This window comes from Enterobacter sp. RIT418, assembly GCF_003057745.1.
Classification (GTDB): domain Bacteria; phylum Pseudomonadota; class Gammaproteobacteria; order Enterobacterales; family Enterobacteriaceae; genus Enterobacter.
The window spans coordinates 1-17,060 of sequence record NZ_QBJD02000026.1 but is presented as its reverse complement, the minus strand read 5'-3'; the positions used below and the strand labels follow the sequence as shown (position 1 = coordinate 17,060).

At 53.3% G+C, this 17,060-nt stretch carries 15 protein-coding genes; 5 read left to right on the top strand and 10 right to left on the bottom strand.

Going from position 1 to position 17,060, the window contains the following annotated elements; translation table 11 throughout:
* Position 1 precedes the first annotated feature (1 nt).
* From thiG to DBY73_RS21175, 3 genes are all read left to right on the top strand, one after another.
* A complete protein-coding gene (gene thiG, locus DBY73_RS21185) occupies positions 2-772 on the top strand; it encodes a thiazole synthase (RefSeq protein ID WP_112013167.1) in 771 nt (256 codons plus the stop codon).
* The gene (gene thiH / locus DBY73_RS21180) at positions 769-1,902 is read left to right on the top strand and encodes a 2-iminoacetate synthase ThiH (RefSeq protein WP_112013166.1); all 1,134 of its coding nucleotides are present in this window, start codon (positions 769-771) and stop codon (positions 1,900-1,902) included. Before thiG ends, thiH begins: the two co-directional genes overlap by 4 nt.
* Positions 1,903-2,234: 332 nt before the next feature.
* Positions 2,235-3,776 carry a sensor domain-containing diguanylate cyclase gene (locus tag DBY73_RS21175; RefSeq protein WP_112013165.1) on the top strand — a complete coding sequence of 514 codons (1,542 nt, stop codon included), beginning with the start codon at positions 2,235-2,237 and terminating at the stop codon, positions 3,774-3,776.
* Here the strand turns inward: DBY73_RS21175 and DBY73_RS22200 are convergent.
* Positions 3,756-4,004: a hypothetical protein gene (locus DBY73_RS22200; RefSeq protein ID WP_181573268.1), complete on the bottom strand. Its 249-nt coding sequence runs from the start codon at positions 4,002-4,004 to the stop codon at positions 3,756-3,758. The genes DBY73_RS21175 and DBY73_RS22200 overlap by 21 nt on opposite strands.
* Here DBY73_RS22200 and DBY73_RS21170 point away from each other — a divergent pair.
* Positions 3,958-4,266 (top strand): PTS sugar transporter subunit IIB, encoded by a 309-nt coding sequence (locus DBY73_RS21170; protein WP_010425948.1) that lies wholly within the window; start codon positions 3,958-3,960, stop codon positions 4,264-4,266. The genes DBY73_RS22200 and DBY73_RS21170 overlap by 47 nt on opposite strands.
* Positions 4,266-4,583: a PTS lactose/cellobiose transporter subunit IIA gene (locus tag DBY73_RS21165; protein WP_112013164.1), complete on the top strand. Its 318-nt coding sequence runs from the start codon at positions 4,266-4,268 to the stop codon at positions 4,581-4,583. Before DBY73_RS21170 ends, DBY73_RS21165 begins: the two co-directional genes overlap by 1 nt.
* 88 nt (positions 4,584-4,671) lie before the next feature.
* Here the strand turns inward: DBY73_RS21165 and rpoC are convergent, their stop codons facing one another.
* The 9 genes from rpoC to DBY73_RS21115 form a co-directional block, all read right to left on the bottom strand.
* Complete coding sequence (rpoC, locus tag DBY73_RS21160) at positions 4,672-8,895, bottom strand: DNA-directed RNA polymerase subunit beta' (RefSeq protein WP_112013163.1); 4,224 nt, start codon at positions 8,893-8,895, stop codon at positions 4,672-4,674.
* A 76-nt stretch (positions 8,896-8,971) separates the two neighbouring features.
* The gene (gene rpoB, locus DBY73_RS21155) at positions 8,972-13,000 is read right to left on the bottom strand and encodes a DNA-directed RNA polymerase subunit beta (protein WP_112013162.1); all 4,029 of its coding nucleotides are present in this window, start codon (positions 12,998-13,000) and stop codon (positions 8,972-8,974) included.
* 319 nt (positions 13,001-13,319) lie between these two features.
* The gene (rplL, locus tag DBY73_RS21150) at positions 13,320-13,685 is read right to left on the bottom strand and encodes a 50S ribosomal protein L7/L12 (protein ID WP_002445276.1); all 366 of its coding nucleotides are present in this window, start codon (positions 13,683-13,685) and stop codon (positions 13,320-13,322) included.
* 66 nt (positions 13,686-13,751) lie between these two features.
* Positions 13,752-14,249: a 50S ribosomal protein L10 gene (rplJ, locus tag DBY73_RS21145; RefSeq protein ID WP_112013161.1), complete on the bottom strand. Its 498-nt coding sequence runs from the start codon at positions 14,247-14,249 to the stop codon at positions 13,752-13,754.
* 291 nt (positions 14,250-14,540) lie between these two features.
* The gene (gene rplA / locus DBY73_RS21135; protein ID WP_006810530.1) at positions 14,541-15,245 is read right to left on the bottom strand and encodes a 50S ribosomal protein L1; all 705 of its coding nucleotides are present in this window, start codon (positions 15,243-15,245) and stop codon (positions 14,541-14,543) included.
* 3 nt (positions 15,246-15,248) lie between these two features.
* Positions 15,249-15,677, bottom strand: coding sequence for a 50S ribosomal protein L11 (gene rplK, locus DBY73_RS21130; protein WP_008503452.1), 429 nt, complete (start codon positions 15,675-15,677; stop codon positions 15,249-15,251).
* Between the two features lie 156 nt (positions 15,678-15,833).
* Positions 15,834-16,379 (bottom strand): transcription termination/antitermination protein NusG, encoded by a 546-nt coding sequence (gene nusG / locus DBY73_RS21125; RefSeq protein ID WP_106996043.1) that lies wholly within the window; start codon positions 16,377-16,379, stop codon positions 15,834-15,836.
* A 1-nt stretch (position 16,380) separates the two neighbouring features.
* A complete protein-coding gene (gene secE / locus DBY73_RS21120; RefSeq protein ID WP_003862342.1) occupies positions 16,381-16,764 on the bottom strand; it encodes a preprotein translocase subunit SecE in 384 nt (127 codons plus the stop codon).
* Positions 16,765-16,993: 229 nt separating this feature from the next.
* Positions 16,994-17,060 (bottom strand): hypothetical protein (locus DBY73_RS21115; protein WP_004200741.1); only part of this gene is annotated, 67 nt, incomplete at its 5' end.

The window sequence follows — 17,060 nt, the reverse complement described above, 5'->3', positions numbered from 1 at the left end:
GATGCTACGTATTGCCGATAAAGTCTTTGATTCACATCTGTTCACCGGGACCGGAAAGTTCGCCTCCTCGCAGCTGATGGTCGATGCCATTCGCGAGAGCGGCAGCCAGCTGGTGACGCTGGCGCTCAAGCGCGTGGACCTGCGCAATCAAAGCGATGCCATTCTGGCACCGCTGCTGGAGGCAGGCGTCACGCTGCTGCCGAACACGTCCGGTGCGAAAACCGCCGAGGAGGCCATTTTTGCCGCTCAGCTGGCGCGCGAGGCGCTCGGCACGCGCTGGCTAAAGCTGGAGATCCACCCGGATGCCCGCTGGCTGTTGCCCGACCCGATTGAAACCCTGAAGGCAGCGGAAAAGCTGGTGCAGCAAGGGTTTATCGTTCTGCCCTACTGCGGCGCTGACCCCGTTCTGTGCAAGCGGCTTGAGGACGTCGGCTGCGCGGCGGTGATGCCGCTGGGCGCACCGATAGGCTCTAACCAGGGGCTGGAAACCCGCGCGATGCTGGACATTATCATTGCTCAGGCTACCGTTCCCGTTGTCGTTGATGCGGGTATCGGCGTACCAAGTCATGCCGCACAGGCGCTGGAAATGGGGGCCGACGCGGTGCTGGTGAATACGGCGATAGCCGTCGCGGACGATCCGGTGACCATGGCGCGCGCATTCCGCCTCGCGGTAGAGGCTGGCCTGCTGGCAAAACAGTCTGGCCCCGGCGCGCGCAGCTTTCAGGCGCAGGCCACCAGCCCGCTGACCGGCTTTCTGGAGGCGCTCTCATGAAGACCTTCACCGAGCGCTGGCGCCAGCTCGACTGGGAAGATATTCGCCTGCGCATCAACGGTAAAACGCAGGCAGACGTTGAGCGCGCGCTGGAAGCCCGCCAGCTAACGCGGGATCACATGATGGCCCTGCTTTCTCCGGCGGCCAGCGCATATCTGGAACCGATGGCGCGGCGCGCGCAGCGGCTTACCCGACAGCGCTTCGGCAATACGGTAAGCTTTTACGTGCCGCTCTATCTCTCGAACCTGTGCGCCAACGATTGCACCTACTGCGGCTTTTCGATGAGCAATCGCATCAAGCGCAAAACGCTCGACGAAAACGAAATCGCACGCGAGTGCGAGGCCATCAGGGAGATGGGGTTTGAGCATCTTCTGCTGGTTACAGGCGAGCATCAGGGGAAAGTCGGAATGGATTATTTCCGTCAGCACCTGCCCGCCCTTCGCCGCGCGTTTTCCTCGCTGCAGATGGAGGTTCAGCCCCTGTCCCAGGACGAGTATGCGGAGCTGAAAAGCCTGGGCCTGGACGGCGTAATGGTCTACCAGGAAACCTACCACGAGGCGATGTATGCCCGGCACCATCTTAAAGGCAAAAAGCAGGACTTCTTCTTTCGGCTTGAAACGCCGGACAGGCTCGGACGCGCGGGGATCGACAAAATCGGCCTGGGCGCGCTGATTGGCCTCTCCGATAGCTGGAGGGTAGATTGCTATATGGTGGCGGAGCATCTGCTGTGGCTGCAGCAGCACTACTGGCAAAGCCGCTACTCCGTCTCGTTTCCCCGCCTGCGGCCCTGCGCGGGGGGAATAGAACCGGCCTCGCTGATGGATGAACGCCAGCTGGTGCAAACCATCTGCGCGTTTCGGCTATTGGCACCCGAGGTGGAATTGTCCCTTTCAACCCGCGAATCCCCTGCTTTTCGCGATCGGGTCATTCCGCTTGCGATCAACAACGTCAGCGCATTCTCCAAAACGCAGCCGGGGGGTTATGCCGACGACCACCCGGAGCTGGAGCAGTTTGCCCCGCACGACGGAAGACGCCCGGAAGAGGTGGCGCAGGCTCTCGTAGCACAAGGCCTACAGCCCGTCTGGAAAGACTGGGACGGCTGGCTGGGAAGAAACTCGCAAATACGCTGAAACGCACTGAAACCGGATAAAAAGGCTACGAGGCGGCTCGAAAGACGATAACCGGGCGATTGTTGCCCCACGCCCGGTTTATATATGCTTAGCGGGACAGCAGCGGATGCCGTCCAGGCGAAAAGCTTCTTCCTCGTTTCGCCCTGCCCTCTCACCGGCATAACATTAGTTTAATTCATCAAATAAATACGTAATATCTTACCTATTATTAAGGCAAATCATCATCCCATCAAACGCGATCCGTATAATTCGCAAACAACATCCGGGCAGCGACTATGCTGAGAGGATAACGATTCACACAATGCGATACCATCTGGACTGACGTACAACTCATGGCACTTCACAGCAGAAAACTCTCTTTCACCAGACCGATAATGGTCAGTTTCGCGGGTATCTTGTTCAGTTTTACACTGATTGCCGTGATTATTACGCTTTCACAGAGAAGGGATTTTCTTGAGGATTATCATAACATTAATGGTAATTTCACCCATAACCTTGCGGTGAACTATACCGAATCCATTCTGCGCGAAAATGACTATATTCTTGGCCGCTCGGCGACCTACTTTGCGCGTAACGATCGGTTAAACCAGACGGTGAACGTTAACCCTGCTGAAGGTTTACAGGTGCTCATGCACCTTCAGAACCTCATGCCTACCGTGTCATCCATTTCGCTGGCGGATGCTCTGGGCCATCATCTGCGCGCGCCAGAAGTGCTACCAACGGAAAACAGCAAGACCTTTGACCCCAGGGTACGCCCATGGTTTGTTGGGCAGGCGGAGGCCAGCACCTTTAGCCACTATACCCACTTATATAAAGACTACTTCACCGGGAAGCCGATGGTAACGCTCTACAAGCCGGTGATTTCACCGGAAGGGCGACTGAAAGGGACGCTCGCATTCCATCTGGATTTGGCCTCAATGGGTTACACCCTACGACAGATGGTGGCACCCGTTCAGGGCGAGTTTTACGTCGTTGAACGCGACGGCGAGGTCGTGCTCCATCCGGATGTCGGCGCAATCTCAAAGCAGTACGTGAGTGAAGCCCTCATGGATAAAATGACCAGCGGCGAAGGGCACTTATATGATAAAAAAACCAAAAGCTGGTATTACTACTACTCCTTCACGAATCCTGACTGGTTTGTTATCTATCGCGTGTCAGGTCAAACCCTCTCCGACATCACGCGTCACGAAACTACCATCGTTGGCTGGGGCTTCACGCTGGCCAGCATCATTATTATCCTGTTCGGTTTGTACCTGCGCCATGCTTCCCGCACCGTGTTGATGAACATCATCAATGCGATAAAAACCGGAGACGTCAGCCAGACGCCGCGCCTTGAGGCAACGCTCAGCCATACCATTCAGTCCAATAAGGCGCGGGAAATGGCGTATGCCCGACAGGCAACGCACGATGCGCTGACGGGCTGTAAGAACCGCCGTGCGTTCGATGAGGACATCGCTGTGCTGCTCGACAGCCACCAGCCCTTTGCTCTCGCCCTTGTCGATATTGATAATTTCAAATCGATCAATGATACGTGGGGCCACCTCAGCGGTGATATCGTCCTGCGCAACGTCGCGCGCGAGGGGCTGCAGGTGATGCAGCCGCATCATGTTTCCGTTTATCGCTACGGCGGCGAAGAGTTTGCGGTGATCTTCACGGCAGAGCTATTTGATTCGTCCTTCTCGCTGCTGGAAACATGGCGCCTCGCCGTTGAAAACCGCGTGTGGCGTGAAGAAAACCTCAACGTCACCTTCAGCGCCGGATTGGGAGAATGGCGCTACGAGCCGCTGGAGCAGTTTGTTGGCAGCGTCGACAACGCCTTGTACACCGCCAAGCAGCAGGGTAAAAACCGCATTTTACGCACGTCTGAAGTTTAACCTCTCCTCCTCTTCTATGCCCGCTACGGCGGGCATCTTTCCCCTGACGGTAAAAATTGTAACCGGTTTCAGGAAATTGCCGATTTCTTTGTGATGCCTCACACACATTCGCGGCAAAGCGGTTGTTGAAGCGGTCTGCACGGGATAATTATCAATAAACACATGTAGATCGAGGCTGACTATGAAGAACATCGTTTTATGCTGTGCAGCGGGAATGTCAACCAGCATGCTGGTTCAACGCATGAAAGACGCCGCGCAGAAAAAAGGGGTTGAAGTAACCATTAAAGCCGTTCCTGTCGCAGAGTTTAAAGACAATATCGCGACGGCCGACATCGTATTGCTGGGGCCACAGGTTAAATACGAGCAGGCTAAACTACAGGCGCAGGCTGACCCGCTGGGTAAAAAGGTTGCGGTGATTGATATGATGGATTACGGCATGATGAAAGGTGATGCTGTACTTGAGAAAGCGCTCAAGCTGCTGGAGTCATAATGGAAGATTTAGAAACAACGATCATGGAACTGCTGGTCAACGCAGGCGCAGCGCGCAGCGCGGCCCTGACGGCGCTGCAATTGGCGCGCAAGGGTAATTTTGACGAAGCAGAAAAAGCGATGGAAGAGTCGCGCGAATTCGTGAAGCATGCGCACACTATCCAGACGCAGCTAATTGGGCTGGACGAAGGCACCGGCAAGCTACCGGTTAATTTGATCACCGTGCACTCGCAGGATCACCTGATGAACGCGATGGTCATTCAGGATCTGGCGGGCGATATGATTGAGCTTTATCGTCGACTGCCGCTAATCAACTGATAAAAAGCCCGGAGGCGATACGCCTGTCGGGTCTACAAAGACAAAAAAAACCCGCCGAAGCGGGTTTTTTTATTAGCGATATCAACGATTAATCGTTGTCAGAACCGCCCAGACCTGCGTTCAGCAGCTCTGCCAGGCTCGCGGATGCATCTTCTGCAGTAACCTGCGGTGCTGCTGGCAGTTCGCCCGCCGCACGACGACGCATACGATCCTGGTGGTACGCATAACCGGTACCGGCCGGGATCAGACGACCCACGATAACGTTCTCTTTCAGACCGCGCAGTTCATCACGTTTACCCGCAACAGCCGCTTCGGTCAGGACACGAGTCGTTTCCTGGAACGATGCTGCAGAGATGAAGGACTCGGTTGCCAGAGAGGCTTTGGTGATACCCAGCAGATCGCGTGAGAAGGTCGCACCGATTTTGCCATTCGCTTCCAGATCGCGGTTCGCAATCTTAACGCGTGAGTATTCAACCTGCTCGCCTTCCAGGAAGTCGGAGCTGCCTGCATTTTCGATGGTTGCTTTACGCAGCATCTGACGAACGATAACTTCGATGTGCTTATCGTTAATCTTAACGCCTTGCAGACGGTAAACGTCCTGTACTTCGTTGGTGATGTAACGCGTTACCGCGTGTACGCCACGAAGACGCAGAATGTCGTGCGGTGCTTCTGGACCATCGGAAACAACATCACCACGTTCTACACGTTCACCTTCGAACACGTTAAGCTGACGCCACTTAGGAATCATCTCTTCGTACGGTTCACTACCATCTACTGGGGTGATAACCAGACGGCGTTTACCTTTGGTCTCTTTACCGAAGGAAATGATACCGCTGATTTCCGCCAGGATTGCCGGCTCTTTCGGACGACGAGCTTCGAACAGATCCGCAACGCGTGGCAGACCACCGGTGATGTCCTTGGTACCGCCGGATTCCTGAGGAATACGCGCCAGGGTGTCACCAGAACTGATCTGTACGCCATCTTCCAGCTGTACAATCGCTTTACCCGGCAGGAAGTACTGCGCAGGCATGTCGGTACCCGGGATCAGAACGTCGTTACCCTGAGCATCAACGATTTTCAGTGCAGGACGCAGATCTTTACCGCCGGTAGTACGTTCAGCAGAATCCAGAACCACCAGAGAAGACAGGCCGGTCAGCTCGTCGGTCTGACGAGTAATGGTCTGGCCGTCGATCATGTCAGTGAAGCGGATGAAACCACTTACTTCGGTGATAACCGGCATGGTGTGTGGGTCCCAGTTTGCAACGGTTTCACCGCCGGCAACCTGCTCGCCATCACCTTTCGCCATAACAGCACCGTAAGGCACTTTATAGCTCTCTTTAGTACGACCGAATTCGTCGATCAGCTTCAGCTCGGTGTTACGAGAGGTCACAACCAGCTTGCCTGAAGAGTTAACAACAGACTTCGCGTTGCTGAGCTTGATGCTACCTTTGTTTTTCACCTGAATGCTGGATTCAGCAGCCGCACGAGATGCCGCACCACCGATGTGGAACGTACGCATCGTCAGCTGTGTACCCGGCTCACCGATGGACTGTGCCGCGATAACGCCGATGGCTTCACCTTTGTTGATGATGTGGCCACGCGCCAGGTCACGACCATAGCAGTGCGCACATACACCAAAGTCGGTGTCACAGGATACAACGGAACGCACTTTTACGGAGTCAACAGAGTTGGCTTCGAGCAGGTCACACCAATGTTCGTGCAGCAGGGTGTTACGAGGAACGAGAATGTCCGCCGTACCCGGCTTCAGAATATCTTCCGCAGTCACACGACCCAGTACGCGATCGCGCAGTGGCTCTTTAACATCGCCGCCTTCGATAACCGGAGTCATCACCAGGCCTTCCAGCGTGCCACAGTCGTCTTCGGTAACAACCAGATCCTGTGCAACGTCAACCAGACGACGCGTCAGGTAACCGGAGTTCGCTGTTTTCAGTGCGGTATCCGCCAGACCTTTACGCGCACCGTGCGTGGAGATGAAGTACTGGAGTACGTTCAGACCTTCACGGAAGTTCGCGGTGATTGGCGTTTCGATGATGGAGCCATCTGGCTTCGCCATCAGACCACGCATACCTGCCAGCTGACGAATCTGTGCTGCAGAACCACGCGCACCGGAGTCGGCCATCATGTAGATGCTGTTGAAAGAAACCTGCTGCTCTTCGACGCCGTCACGGTTAATCACGGTTTCGGTTTGCAGGTTATCCATCATCGCTTTGGATACACGATCGTTCGCCGCTGCCCAGATATCGATAACTTTGTTGTAGCGTTCGCCCGCAGTCACCAGACCAGATTGGAATTGCTCCTGGATCTCAGCAACTTCGGCTTCTGCTTCAGAGATGATCTCGTGTTTCTTCTCTGGGATAACCATGTCGTCGATACCTACGGACGCACCTGAGCGCGCAGCGTAAGCAAAGCCGGTATACATGGTCTGGTCAGCGAAGATAACGGTCGGCTTCAGGCCCAGAATGCGGTAACAGGTGTTCAGCATTTTGGAGATCGCTTTCTTGCCCAGCGCCTGGTTGACGATGGAGAAAGGCAGACCTTTCGGGACGATCATCCACAGAATTGCACGGCCAACGGTCGTGTCTTTCAGGCTGGTTTTCGCAACGAATTCGCCGTTTTCATCTTTTTCGTATTCGGTGATACGCACTTTAACGCGCGCATGCAGAGAGGCCAGGCCAGCGCGGTAAATACGCTCAGCTTCTTTAGGGCCAGTCAGCACCATGCCTTCGCCTTTGGCGTTAACACAGTCACGGGTCATGTAGTACAGACCCAATACAACGTCCTGAGAAGGAACGATGATTGGCTCACCGTTCGCTGGAGACAGGATGTTGTTGGTAGACATCATCAGCGCACGCGCTTCGAGCTGGGCTTCCAGCGTCAGCGGTACGTGAACAGCCATCTGGTCACCATCGAAGTCGGCGTTATACGCCGCACAAACCAGCGGGTGCAGCTGGATAGCTTTACCTTCGATCAGGACTGGCTCAAATGCCTGGATACCCAGACGGTGCAGTGTTGGTGCACGGTTCAGCAGTACCGGGTGTTCGCGGATAACTTCGTCCAGGATATCCCAAACGACAGCTTCTTCACGCTCAACCATTTTCTTAGCGGCTTTGATGGTGGTGGCCAGGCCACGCAGTTCCAGCTTGCCGTAGATGAACGGTTTGAACAGCTCCAGCGCCATTTTCTTCGGCAGACCGCACTGATGCAGACGCAGGTATGGACCTACGGTGATTACAGAACGACCGGAGTAGTCAACGCGCTTACCGAGCAGGTTCTGACGGAAACGACCCTGCTTACCTTTGATCATGTCGGCCAAAGATTTCAGAGGACGTTTGTTAGAACCGGTGATCGCACGACCGCGACGACCGTTATCCAGCAGGGCATCTACCGCTTCCTGCAGCATACGTTTTTCGTTGCGTACGATAATGTCCGGCGCAGCCAGATCCAGCAGACGTTTCAGACGGTTGTTACGGTTGATCACGCGACGGTACAGATCGTTCAGATCCGACGTTGCGAAACGACCGCCGTCCAGCGGAACCAGCGGACGCAGATCTGGCGGCAGAACCGGCAGAACGGTCAGGATCATCCACTCTGGCTTGTTACCAGACTGAACGAACGCTTCTAGCAGCTTGATACGCTTGGTCAGCTTTTTACGCTTGGTTTCGGAGTTGGTTTCGTTCAGCTCTTCACGCAGTTGCTCGCACTCTTGCTCCAGATCCATGCTCTTCAGCAGGGCCTGGATAGCTTCCGCACCCATTTTCGCGTCGAATTCGTCACCGAACTCTTCCAGCGCGTCCAGATACTGTTCTTCGGTCAGAATCTGGTGGCGTTCCAGGTTCGTCATCCCGCCTTCGATAACCACATAAGATTCGAAGTACAGAACACGTTCGATATCGCGCAGCGGCATATCCAGCAGCAGGCCGATACGGGACGGCAGAGATTTCAGGAACCAGATGTGCGCAGTTGGAGACGCCAGTTCGATGTGGCCCATGCGCTCACGACGCACTTTGGTCTGGGTCACTTCAACGCCGCACTTCTCGCAGATCACACCACGGTGTTTCAGGCGCTTGTACTTACCGCACAGGCACTCGTAGTCTTTTACTGGCCCGAAAATACGCGCACAGAAAAGGCCGTCACGCTCAGGTTTGAACGTACGGTAGTTGATGGTTTCCGGCTTTTTAACTTCACCGAAAGACCATGAACGGATCATGTCTGGCGAAGCCAGAGCAATTTTGATCGCATCAAACTCTTCGGTTTTAGTCTGCGCTTTCAGAAACTTTAATAAATCTTTCACGGATTTGCTCCCGTCGGAGTTAGCACAATCTGGTGTCGGGGGTTAACCCGACACCAGTGACCTGTTTGAGCGAGAATTACTCGTCTTCCAGTTCGATGTTGATACCCAGCGAACGAATCTCTTTCAACAGTACGTTGAAGGATTCTGGCATGCCTGGTTCCATCTGATGGTTGCCGTCTACGATGTTTTTATACATCTTAGTACGACCGTTCACGTCATCAGACTTAACGGTAAGCATTTCCTGCAGGGTGTATGCTGCGCCGTATGCTTCCAGCGCCCACACTTCCATCTCCCCGAAGCGCTGACCACCGAACTGTGCCTTACCACCCAGCGGCTGCTGAGTAACCAGGCTGTAAGAACCGGTAGAACGAGCGTGCATCTTGTCATCGACCAGGTGGTTCAGTTTCAGCATGTACATGTAACCTACGGTTACTGGACGCTCAAACTGTTCACCAGTACGGCCGTCAAACAGCGTAATCTGACCTGACGTTGGCAGACCACCCAGTTGCAGCAGCTCTTTAATTTCAGCTTCTTTTGCACCGTCGAATACCGGCGTTGCAATTGGCATACCTTTGCGCAGGTTCTCTGCCAGACGCAGCACTTCTTCATCGCTGAAGGTGTTCAGGTCGACTTTCTGACGAACGTCGGTACCCAGATCGTAGGCACGCTGGATGAATTCGCGCAGTTTCGCGACTTCTTCCTGCTGTTTCAGCATGGCGTTGATCTTGTCGCCGATACCTTTCGCTGCCATACCCAGGTGGGTTTCCAGAATCTGACCGATGTTCATACGAGACGGTACGCCCAGCGGGTTCAGTACGATATCTACCGGCGTACCGTTAGCATCGTGCGGCATATCTTCGATCGGGTTGATCTTAGAGATAACACCCTTGTTACCGTGACGACCTGCCATCTTATCACCAGGCTGAATCTGACGTTTAACAGCCAGATACACCTTAACAATCTTCAGCACGCCCGGTGCCAGATCGTCGCCCTGAGTGATTTTGCGGCGTTTCGCTTCGAGTTTTTTCTCGAACTCGTGTTTCAGTTCGTCATACTGCTCAGCCAGCTGTTCCAGCTGATTTTGTTTCTCTTCGTCGGTCAGGCCCAGTTCCAGCCAGCGATCGCGTGGCAGTTTGTCGAGCTTCTCAGCTTCAACGCCACCGGCAACCAGCACCGCGTAGATACGGCTGAACAGACCCGCTTCGAGGATCTGCAGTTCTTCAGACAGGTCTTTCTTAGCCTGTTTGAGCTGCATCTCTTCGATTTCCAGCGCACGTTTATCTTTTTCTACGCCGTCACGGGTGAAGACCTGAACGTCGATAACCGTACCGGAAACACCGTTTGGTACGCGCAGAGAAGAGTCTTTAACGTCAGACGCTTTCTCACCGAAGATGGCACGCAGCAGTTTCTCTTCTGGCGTCAGCTGGGTTTCACCTTTCGGCGTCACCTTACCAACCAGAATGTCGCCGCCGGTCACTTCCGCACCGATGTAAACAATACCGGATTCATCCAGCTTGGAGAGCGCAGCTTCACCCACGTTAGGGATGTCGGCGGTGATCTCTTCTGGCCCCAGCTTGGTGTCACGGGACACACATGCCAGTTCCTGAATGTGGATGGTGGTGAAACGATCTTCCTGAACAACGCGCTCGGAGACGAGGATGGAGTCTTCGAAGTTGTAACCGTTCCACGGCATGAACGCTACGCGCATGTTCTGACCGAGCGCCAGTTCACCGAGGTCGGTGGACGGACCGTCTGCCAGCACGTCGCCGCGCTCAACTGGCTCACCCAGAGATACGCAAGGCATCTGGTTGATACAGGTGTTCTGGTTAGAACGGGTGTATTTGGTCAGGTTATAGATGTCGATACCTGCTTCGCCCGGGTACATCTCGTCTTCGTTAACTTTGATAACGATACGGGAAGCATCCACGTACTGAACGGTACCGCCACGCTTAGCAACCGCAGTAACACCGGAGTCAACGGCAACAGCACGTTCCATACCAGTACCAACCAGCGGCTTATCAGCACGCAGAGTTGGAACGGCCTGACGTTGCATGTTCGCACCCATCAATGCACGGTTGGCGTCATCGTGTTCCAGGAACGGGATCAGGGACGCACCGACGGATACAACCTGCTGGGTGGATACGTCCATGTAGTCAACCTGGTCGCGGCTGAACAAGCTGGATTCGCCTTTGCTACGGCAGGTTACCAGGTCTTCTACAAAGTGGCCTTCGTCATCCAGGTTGGAGTTCGCCTGAGCGATAACGTAGTTGCCTTCTTCGATAGCAGACAGGTAGTGAATTTCGTCGGTTACAACACCGTCAGTCACTTTACGGTACGGGGTCTCGAGGAAACCGTATTCGTTTGTCTGTGCGTACACGGACAGGGAGTTGATCAGACCGATGTTTGGACCTTCAGGCGTTTCGATTGGACATACTCGACCGTAGTGAGTCGGGTGTACGTCTCGAACTTCGAAGCCCGCACGTTCACGGGTCAGACCGCCTGGGCCGAGTGCAGAGATACGACGTTTGTGCGTGATCTCAGACAGCGGGTTGTTCTGGTCCATAAACTGAGACAGCTGGCTGGAACCGAAGAACTCTTTCACTGCTGCAGAAATCGGCTTGGCGTTGATCATATCCTGAGGCATCAGGGTATCCAGATCGCCCAGAGACAGACGCTCTTTCACCGCACGCTCTACACGTACCAGGCCAACGCGGAACTGGTTTTCCGCCATTTCGCCAACGGAACGGATACGACGGTTGCCGAGGTGGTCGATATCGTCCACTTCGCCTTTACCGTTACGGATATCGATGAGCTTCTTCATCACTTCGATGATGTCGTCTTTGCTCAGGATACCGGAACCTTCGATTTCGTCACGCAGCAGAGAACGGTTGAACTTCATACGACCAACCGCGGACAGATCGTAGCGGTCTTCGGAGAAGAAAAGGTTCTCGAACAGGCTTTCAGCCGCTTCGCGAGTTGGTGGCTCACCAGGACGCATCATGCGGTAGATTTCAACCAGCGCGCTCAGACGATCGGTCGTTGGGTCGACGCGAATAGTCTCAGAGATATAAGGACCGTGGTCCAGATCGTTGGTGAACAGCGTTTCGATACGTTTGTGGCCAGACTGGCTCAGCTTAGCCAGCAGATCCAGGCTCAGCTCCATGTTCGCTGGGCAGATCAGCTCGCCAGTTGATTCATCAACGTAATCTTTCGCGGCTACTTTTCCTGCAATGTATTCAACCGGTACTTCGATGTGTTTGATATCATCTTTTTCCAGCTGGCGGATGTGGCGCGCGGTGATACGGCGACCTTTTTCCACATACACTTTGCCGTCGGCTTCGATGTCGAACGACGCGGTCTCACCACGCAGACGTTCCGGCACCAGCTCCATCTGCAGCTTGTTGTCGCGGATTTCAAAGATCACTTTCTCAAAGAACAGGTCCAGGATCTGCTCAGTGGTGTATTGCAGCGCACGCAGAATGATGGTTGCAGGCAGCTTACGACGACGGTCGATACGGACAAACAGGTTGTCTTTTGGATCGAACTCGAAGTCCAGCCATGAACCACGGTAAGGAATAATGCGTGCGTTATAAAGTACTTTACCGGATGAGTGCGTTTTACCTTTATCGCTGTCGAAGAAGACGCCCGGGCTACGATGCAGCTGGGAAACGATAACACGCTCAGTACCGTTGATAACGAAAGTACCGTTGTCCGTCATGAGTGGAATTTCACCCATGTAGACTTCTTGTTCTTTAATGTCTTTAACGGTGCCTTCCGGCGCTTCGCGCTCGTAGATCACCAGACGCAGTTTTACGCGCAGCGGTGCGGAATAGGTCACGCCACGGATCTGACATTCCTGAACGTCAAACACCGGTTCGCCAAGGCGGTAGCTGACGTACTGCAGCTCGGAGTTACCGCTGTAGCTCTGAATCGGGAACACGGAGCGGAAGGCTGCTTCCAGACCGTACTGCCCTTCAGGATCTTGCTCGATAAACTTCTGGAACGAGTCAAGCTGGATAGAAAGGAGATATGGAATGTCCAAAACTTGTGGACGTTTACCAAAATCCTTACGAATACGTTTTTTCTCGGTATAGGAGTAAACCATAGGGTTCCTCAGCTCGCTGACAAGTCGACCCATCTGTCCGACGAAGGGACAGTTTGTGCAACACCATTTTGTGGACCGGAAAATTGAATACTTTCCGCAATACCTGTTGCTATCACGCTTAAATCATTTCGTCGCGATTTACACAGAGCGAGCACCCTGTCGCAATATATTAAGTCGTCGATAGAAACATGCATTGTCAGGACAACCAGCAGTCAAACAGTGTGAAATGCTGCTGATGCCTTACAGCGCAAAAAGGCTGGTGACTAAAAAGTCACCAGCCATCAGCCTAATTTCTTAGGCTGCAACCAGAAAAGTTGGCTTATTTAACTTCAACTTCAGCGCCAGCTTCTTCCAGAGATTTTTTCAGTGCTTCTGCGTCGTCTTTGCTCACGCCTTCTTTCAGCGCAGCTGGAGCAGATTCTACCAGGTCTTTAGCTTCTTTCAGACCCAGACCGGTTGCGCCACGTACTGCTTTGATAACAGCAACTTTGTTAGCGCCAGCAGCTTTCAGAATTACGTCGAATTCAGTTTTTTCTTCAGCAGCTTCAGCCGGGCCAGCAGCTACAGCTACAGCAGCAGCAGCGGAAACACCGAATTTTTCTTCCATTGCAGAAACCAGCTCTACAACGTCCATTACGGACATAGCTGCTACTGCTTCAATGATTTGATCTTTAGTGATAGACATTTAAATTGTTCCTGAAAATCAGAATAAGTTTATACGTAAGCAAATGCTTTATAAAGATAACTGCGATTAAGCAGCTTCTTTTGCATCGCGTACAGCAGCCAGAGTGCGAACCAGTTTGCCAGCCGCAGCTTCTTTCATGGTTGCCATCAGGCGTGCAATTGCTTCTTCGTAGGTCGGCAGGGTTGCCAGGCGATCGATTTGCGATGCCGGGATCAACTCACCTTCAAAGGCTGCAGCTTTGACCTCAAATTTTGCATTCGCTTTCGCGAACTCTTTGAACAGACGAGCAGCAGCGCCCGGGTGTTCCATAGAGTATGCAATCAGGGTCGGACCAACAAACGTGTCTTTCAGGCACTCGAATGGAGTACCTTCAACTACGCGGCGCAGCAGGGTGTTACGAACAACACGCATGTATACGCCAGCTTCACGACCTGCTTTACGCAGTTCAGTCATTTTGTCTACAGTTACGCCACGGGAATCCGCAACTACTGCAGACAGCGCGCCTTTGGCTACTTCGCTGACTTCAGCAACAATCGCTTGTTTGTCTTGAAGATTTAAAGCCATTAGCTTTGCTCCTGGATGTTTGCCGGAACTCATGTTCCGGAACTCACTTCACTCTTCCAAACGGAGAGAGCGTCTTAATACGGTGAGCAGAAACAAGCCAGAGTATTCAAAAAATAATCTTAGCGTTCTGTCACCGTCTACGCAGGGGATTAAGTCTCTTGCGAAACACCTGCGGTCTTCGACGGAGGCCTGGATAGGCCAGGCTCCAACGAACAAATCTTTTAGCCGCTAACGTTTGTTAGCAAACGTGGGGGTAAGATTGTAGACAAAATCACCGCCCACGTAAAGGCATTAGTTTGCAGCAGCGCTCAGGCCAGCCTGGTCAACTGCAACACCTGCACCCATGGTGGTGGAGATGCTAACTTTCTTGATGTACACGCCTTTCGCCTGAGTTGGTTTTGCTTTTTTCAGCGCAACCAGCAGAGCTTCCAGGTTTTCTTTCAGTTTGTCAGCGTCAAAGTCCACTTTACCGATGGTGGTGTGGATGATGCCGTTTTTGTCGTTACGATAACGAACCTGACCTGCTTTAGCGTTCTTAACCGCTTCAGCAACGTTAGGCGTTACAGTACCCACTTTCGGGTTTGGCATCAGGCCGCGTGGACCCAGAACCTGGCCCAGCTGGCCAACAACGCGCATTGCATCTGGAGAAGCAATAACAACGTCAAAGTTCATTTCGCCTTTCTTGATCTGATCAGCCAGATCTTCCATACCTACCAGTTCAGCGCCGGCAGCTTTAGCCGCTTCAGCGTTTGCACCCTGAGCAAATACAGCTACGCGAACGGAACGGCCAGTACCGTGTGGCAGTACAGTTGCGCCACGAACGTTCTGATCGGATTTACGAGCGTCGATGCCCAGGTTAACGGCAACGTCAACGCTTTCAACGAACTTAGCAGTTGCCAGTTCTTTCAGCAGAGCGATAGCTTCGTTGATGTCGTACTGTTTGGTCGCATCAACTTTGTCACGGATCACGGACATGCGCTTGGTCAGTTTAGCCATTTCTTAGTCCTCCACTACCAGGCCCATGGAACGTGCAGTACCTTCGATTGAGCGAGTCATCGCTTCAATGTCGGCACCAGTCATGTCGGCAGCTTTGGTCTGCGCGATTTCCTGCAGCTGAGCGCGGGAAATTTTACCCACTTTGTCTTTGTTCGGCTTACCGGAACCAGACTTGATACCAGCCGCTTTCTTCAGCAGTACTGCTGCTGGAGGGGTTTTGGTAACGAAAGTGAAAGAACGGTCAGCGTAAACAGTGATTACGACTGGGATTGGCAGACCTTTTTCCAGGGATTCGGTTTTGGCGTTGAACGCTTTACAGAATTCCATGATGTTCACACCCTGCTGACCCAGAGCTGGACCAACTGGTGGACTTGGGTTCGCCATACCAGCTGCAACCTGCAGCTTGACGTAGGCTTGTACTTTCTTAGCCATTCTAAAATCCTCTGATTGGGTAATAGCGCCTCAGAGAGGCTCCCCGTGAATAAAAATCGTCTTACGGGCATATGCCCATAAAAACAAAAGGCGCGAAATTGTATTCCAATCTCGCGCCTTGTGCAACGATTAAATCGTCGCTTTTTTGATCGCTGCTTAGGCTTTCTCTACCTGGGCAAAGTCCAGTTCTACCGGGGTCGCACGACCGAAGATAGAGACGGAAACTTTCAGGCGGGACTTCTCGTAGTCCACTTCTTCAACCACACCATTAAAGTCAGCAAACGGACCGTCGTTAACACGCACCATTTCACCCGGTTCAAACAGCGTTTTCGGACGCGGCTTATCACCAACCTGCTGCAGGCGGTTCATAATCGCATCAACTTCTTTGTCGCTGATTGGCGCCGGACGGTCAGACGTGCCGCCGATAAAGCCCATCACGCGCGGTACGCTGCGCACCAGGTGCCAGCTCGCGTCGTTCATAACCATTTGAACCAGCACGTAACCCGGGAAGAATTTGCGCTCGCTTTTGCGACGCTGGCCGCCACGGATCTCAACCACTTCTTCGGTCGGGACCATGACATCGCCAAACAACTCTTCCATGTTGTGTAATTTGATATGCTCACGCAGCGACGTTGCTACGCGGCCTTCAAAACCGGAAAACGCCTGAACGACGTACCAGCGCTTTTTAGGGGCTTCAGACATCTCAGAACCTCAGGCCAGTGATAAAGGATACCAGGCGAACCAGAATACCATCCAGTCCCCACAGGATCAGTGACATTACAGCGGTAACCGCCGCTACAATCAGCGTGGTGTGCAATGTTTCCTGGCGAGTCGGCCAAATTACCTTACGGACTTCGGTACGCGCTTCGCGGGCAAAAGCGACTGTCGCTTTACCTTTTGTCGTCAACAGCGCGACACCACCCGCTGCAGCAATCAGAATTACCACTGCAAGCGCACGTAGCGGCAGCATCATGTCACGATAAAGATAGTTGCCCACGATCGCCACGATAAGCAGCACGGCTACAACTACCCATTTCATCGCTTCCAGGCCGCGCCCGCTTCCTTGAGCTTCGGTATTCGCACTCATAAACCAACCTGTCAGAAGTATTCTACAAACATTTTCACCCCGCGATCGCGAGGCAAACCAAATCGAAATGCGTATTCGCTTTTCGGATTATACGCTCTCTGCAGAGCCTGTCTCAGCAATGATTATGACAAAAATAATCACTGATGAGCCAGGTTCTGATGTGAAAGCGTGCAAAAAGGGCATCAAATGATGCCCTTTTATTGCGCATTGCGTCAAATATTATCAGCGATTAGCCGAGAACTTTAGCAACAACGCCCGCGCCAACGGTACGGCCGCCTTCACGGATTGCGAAACGC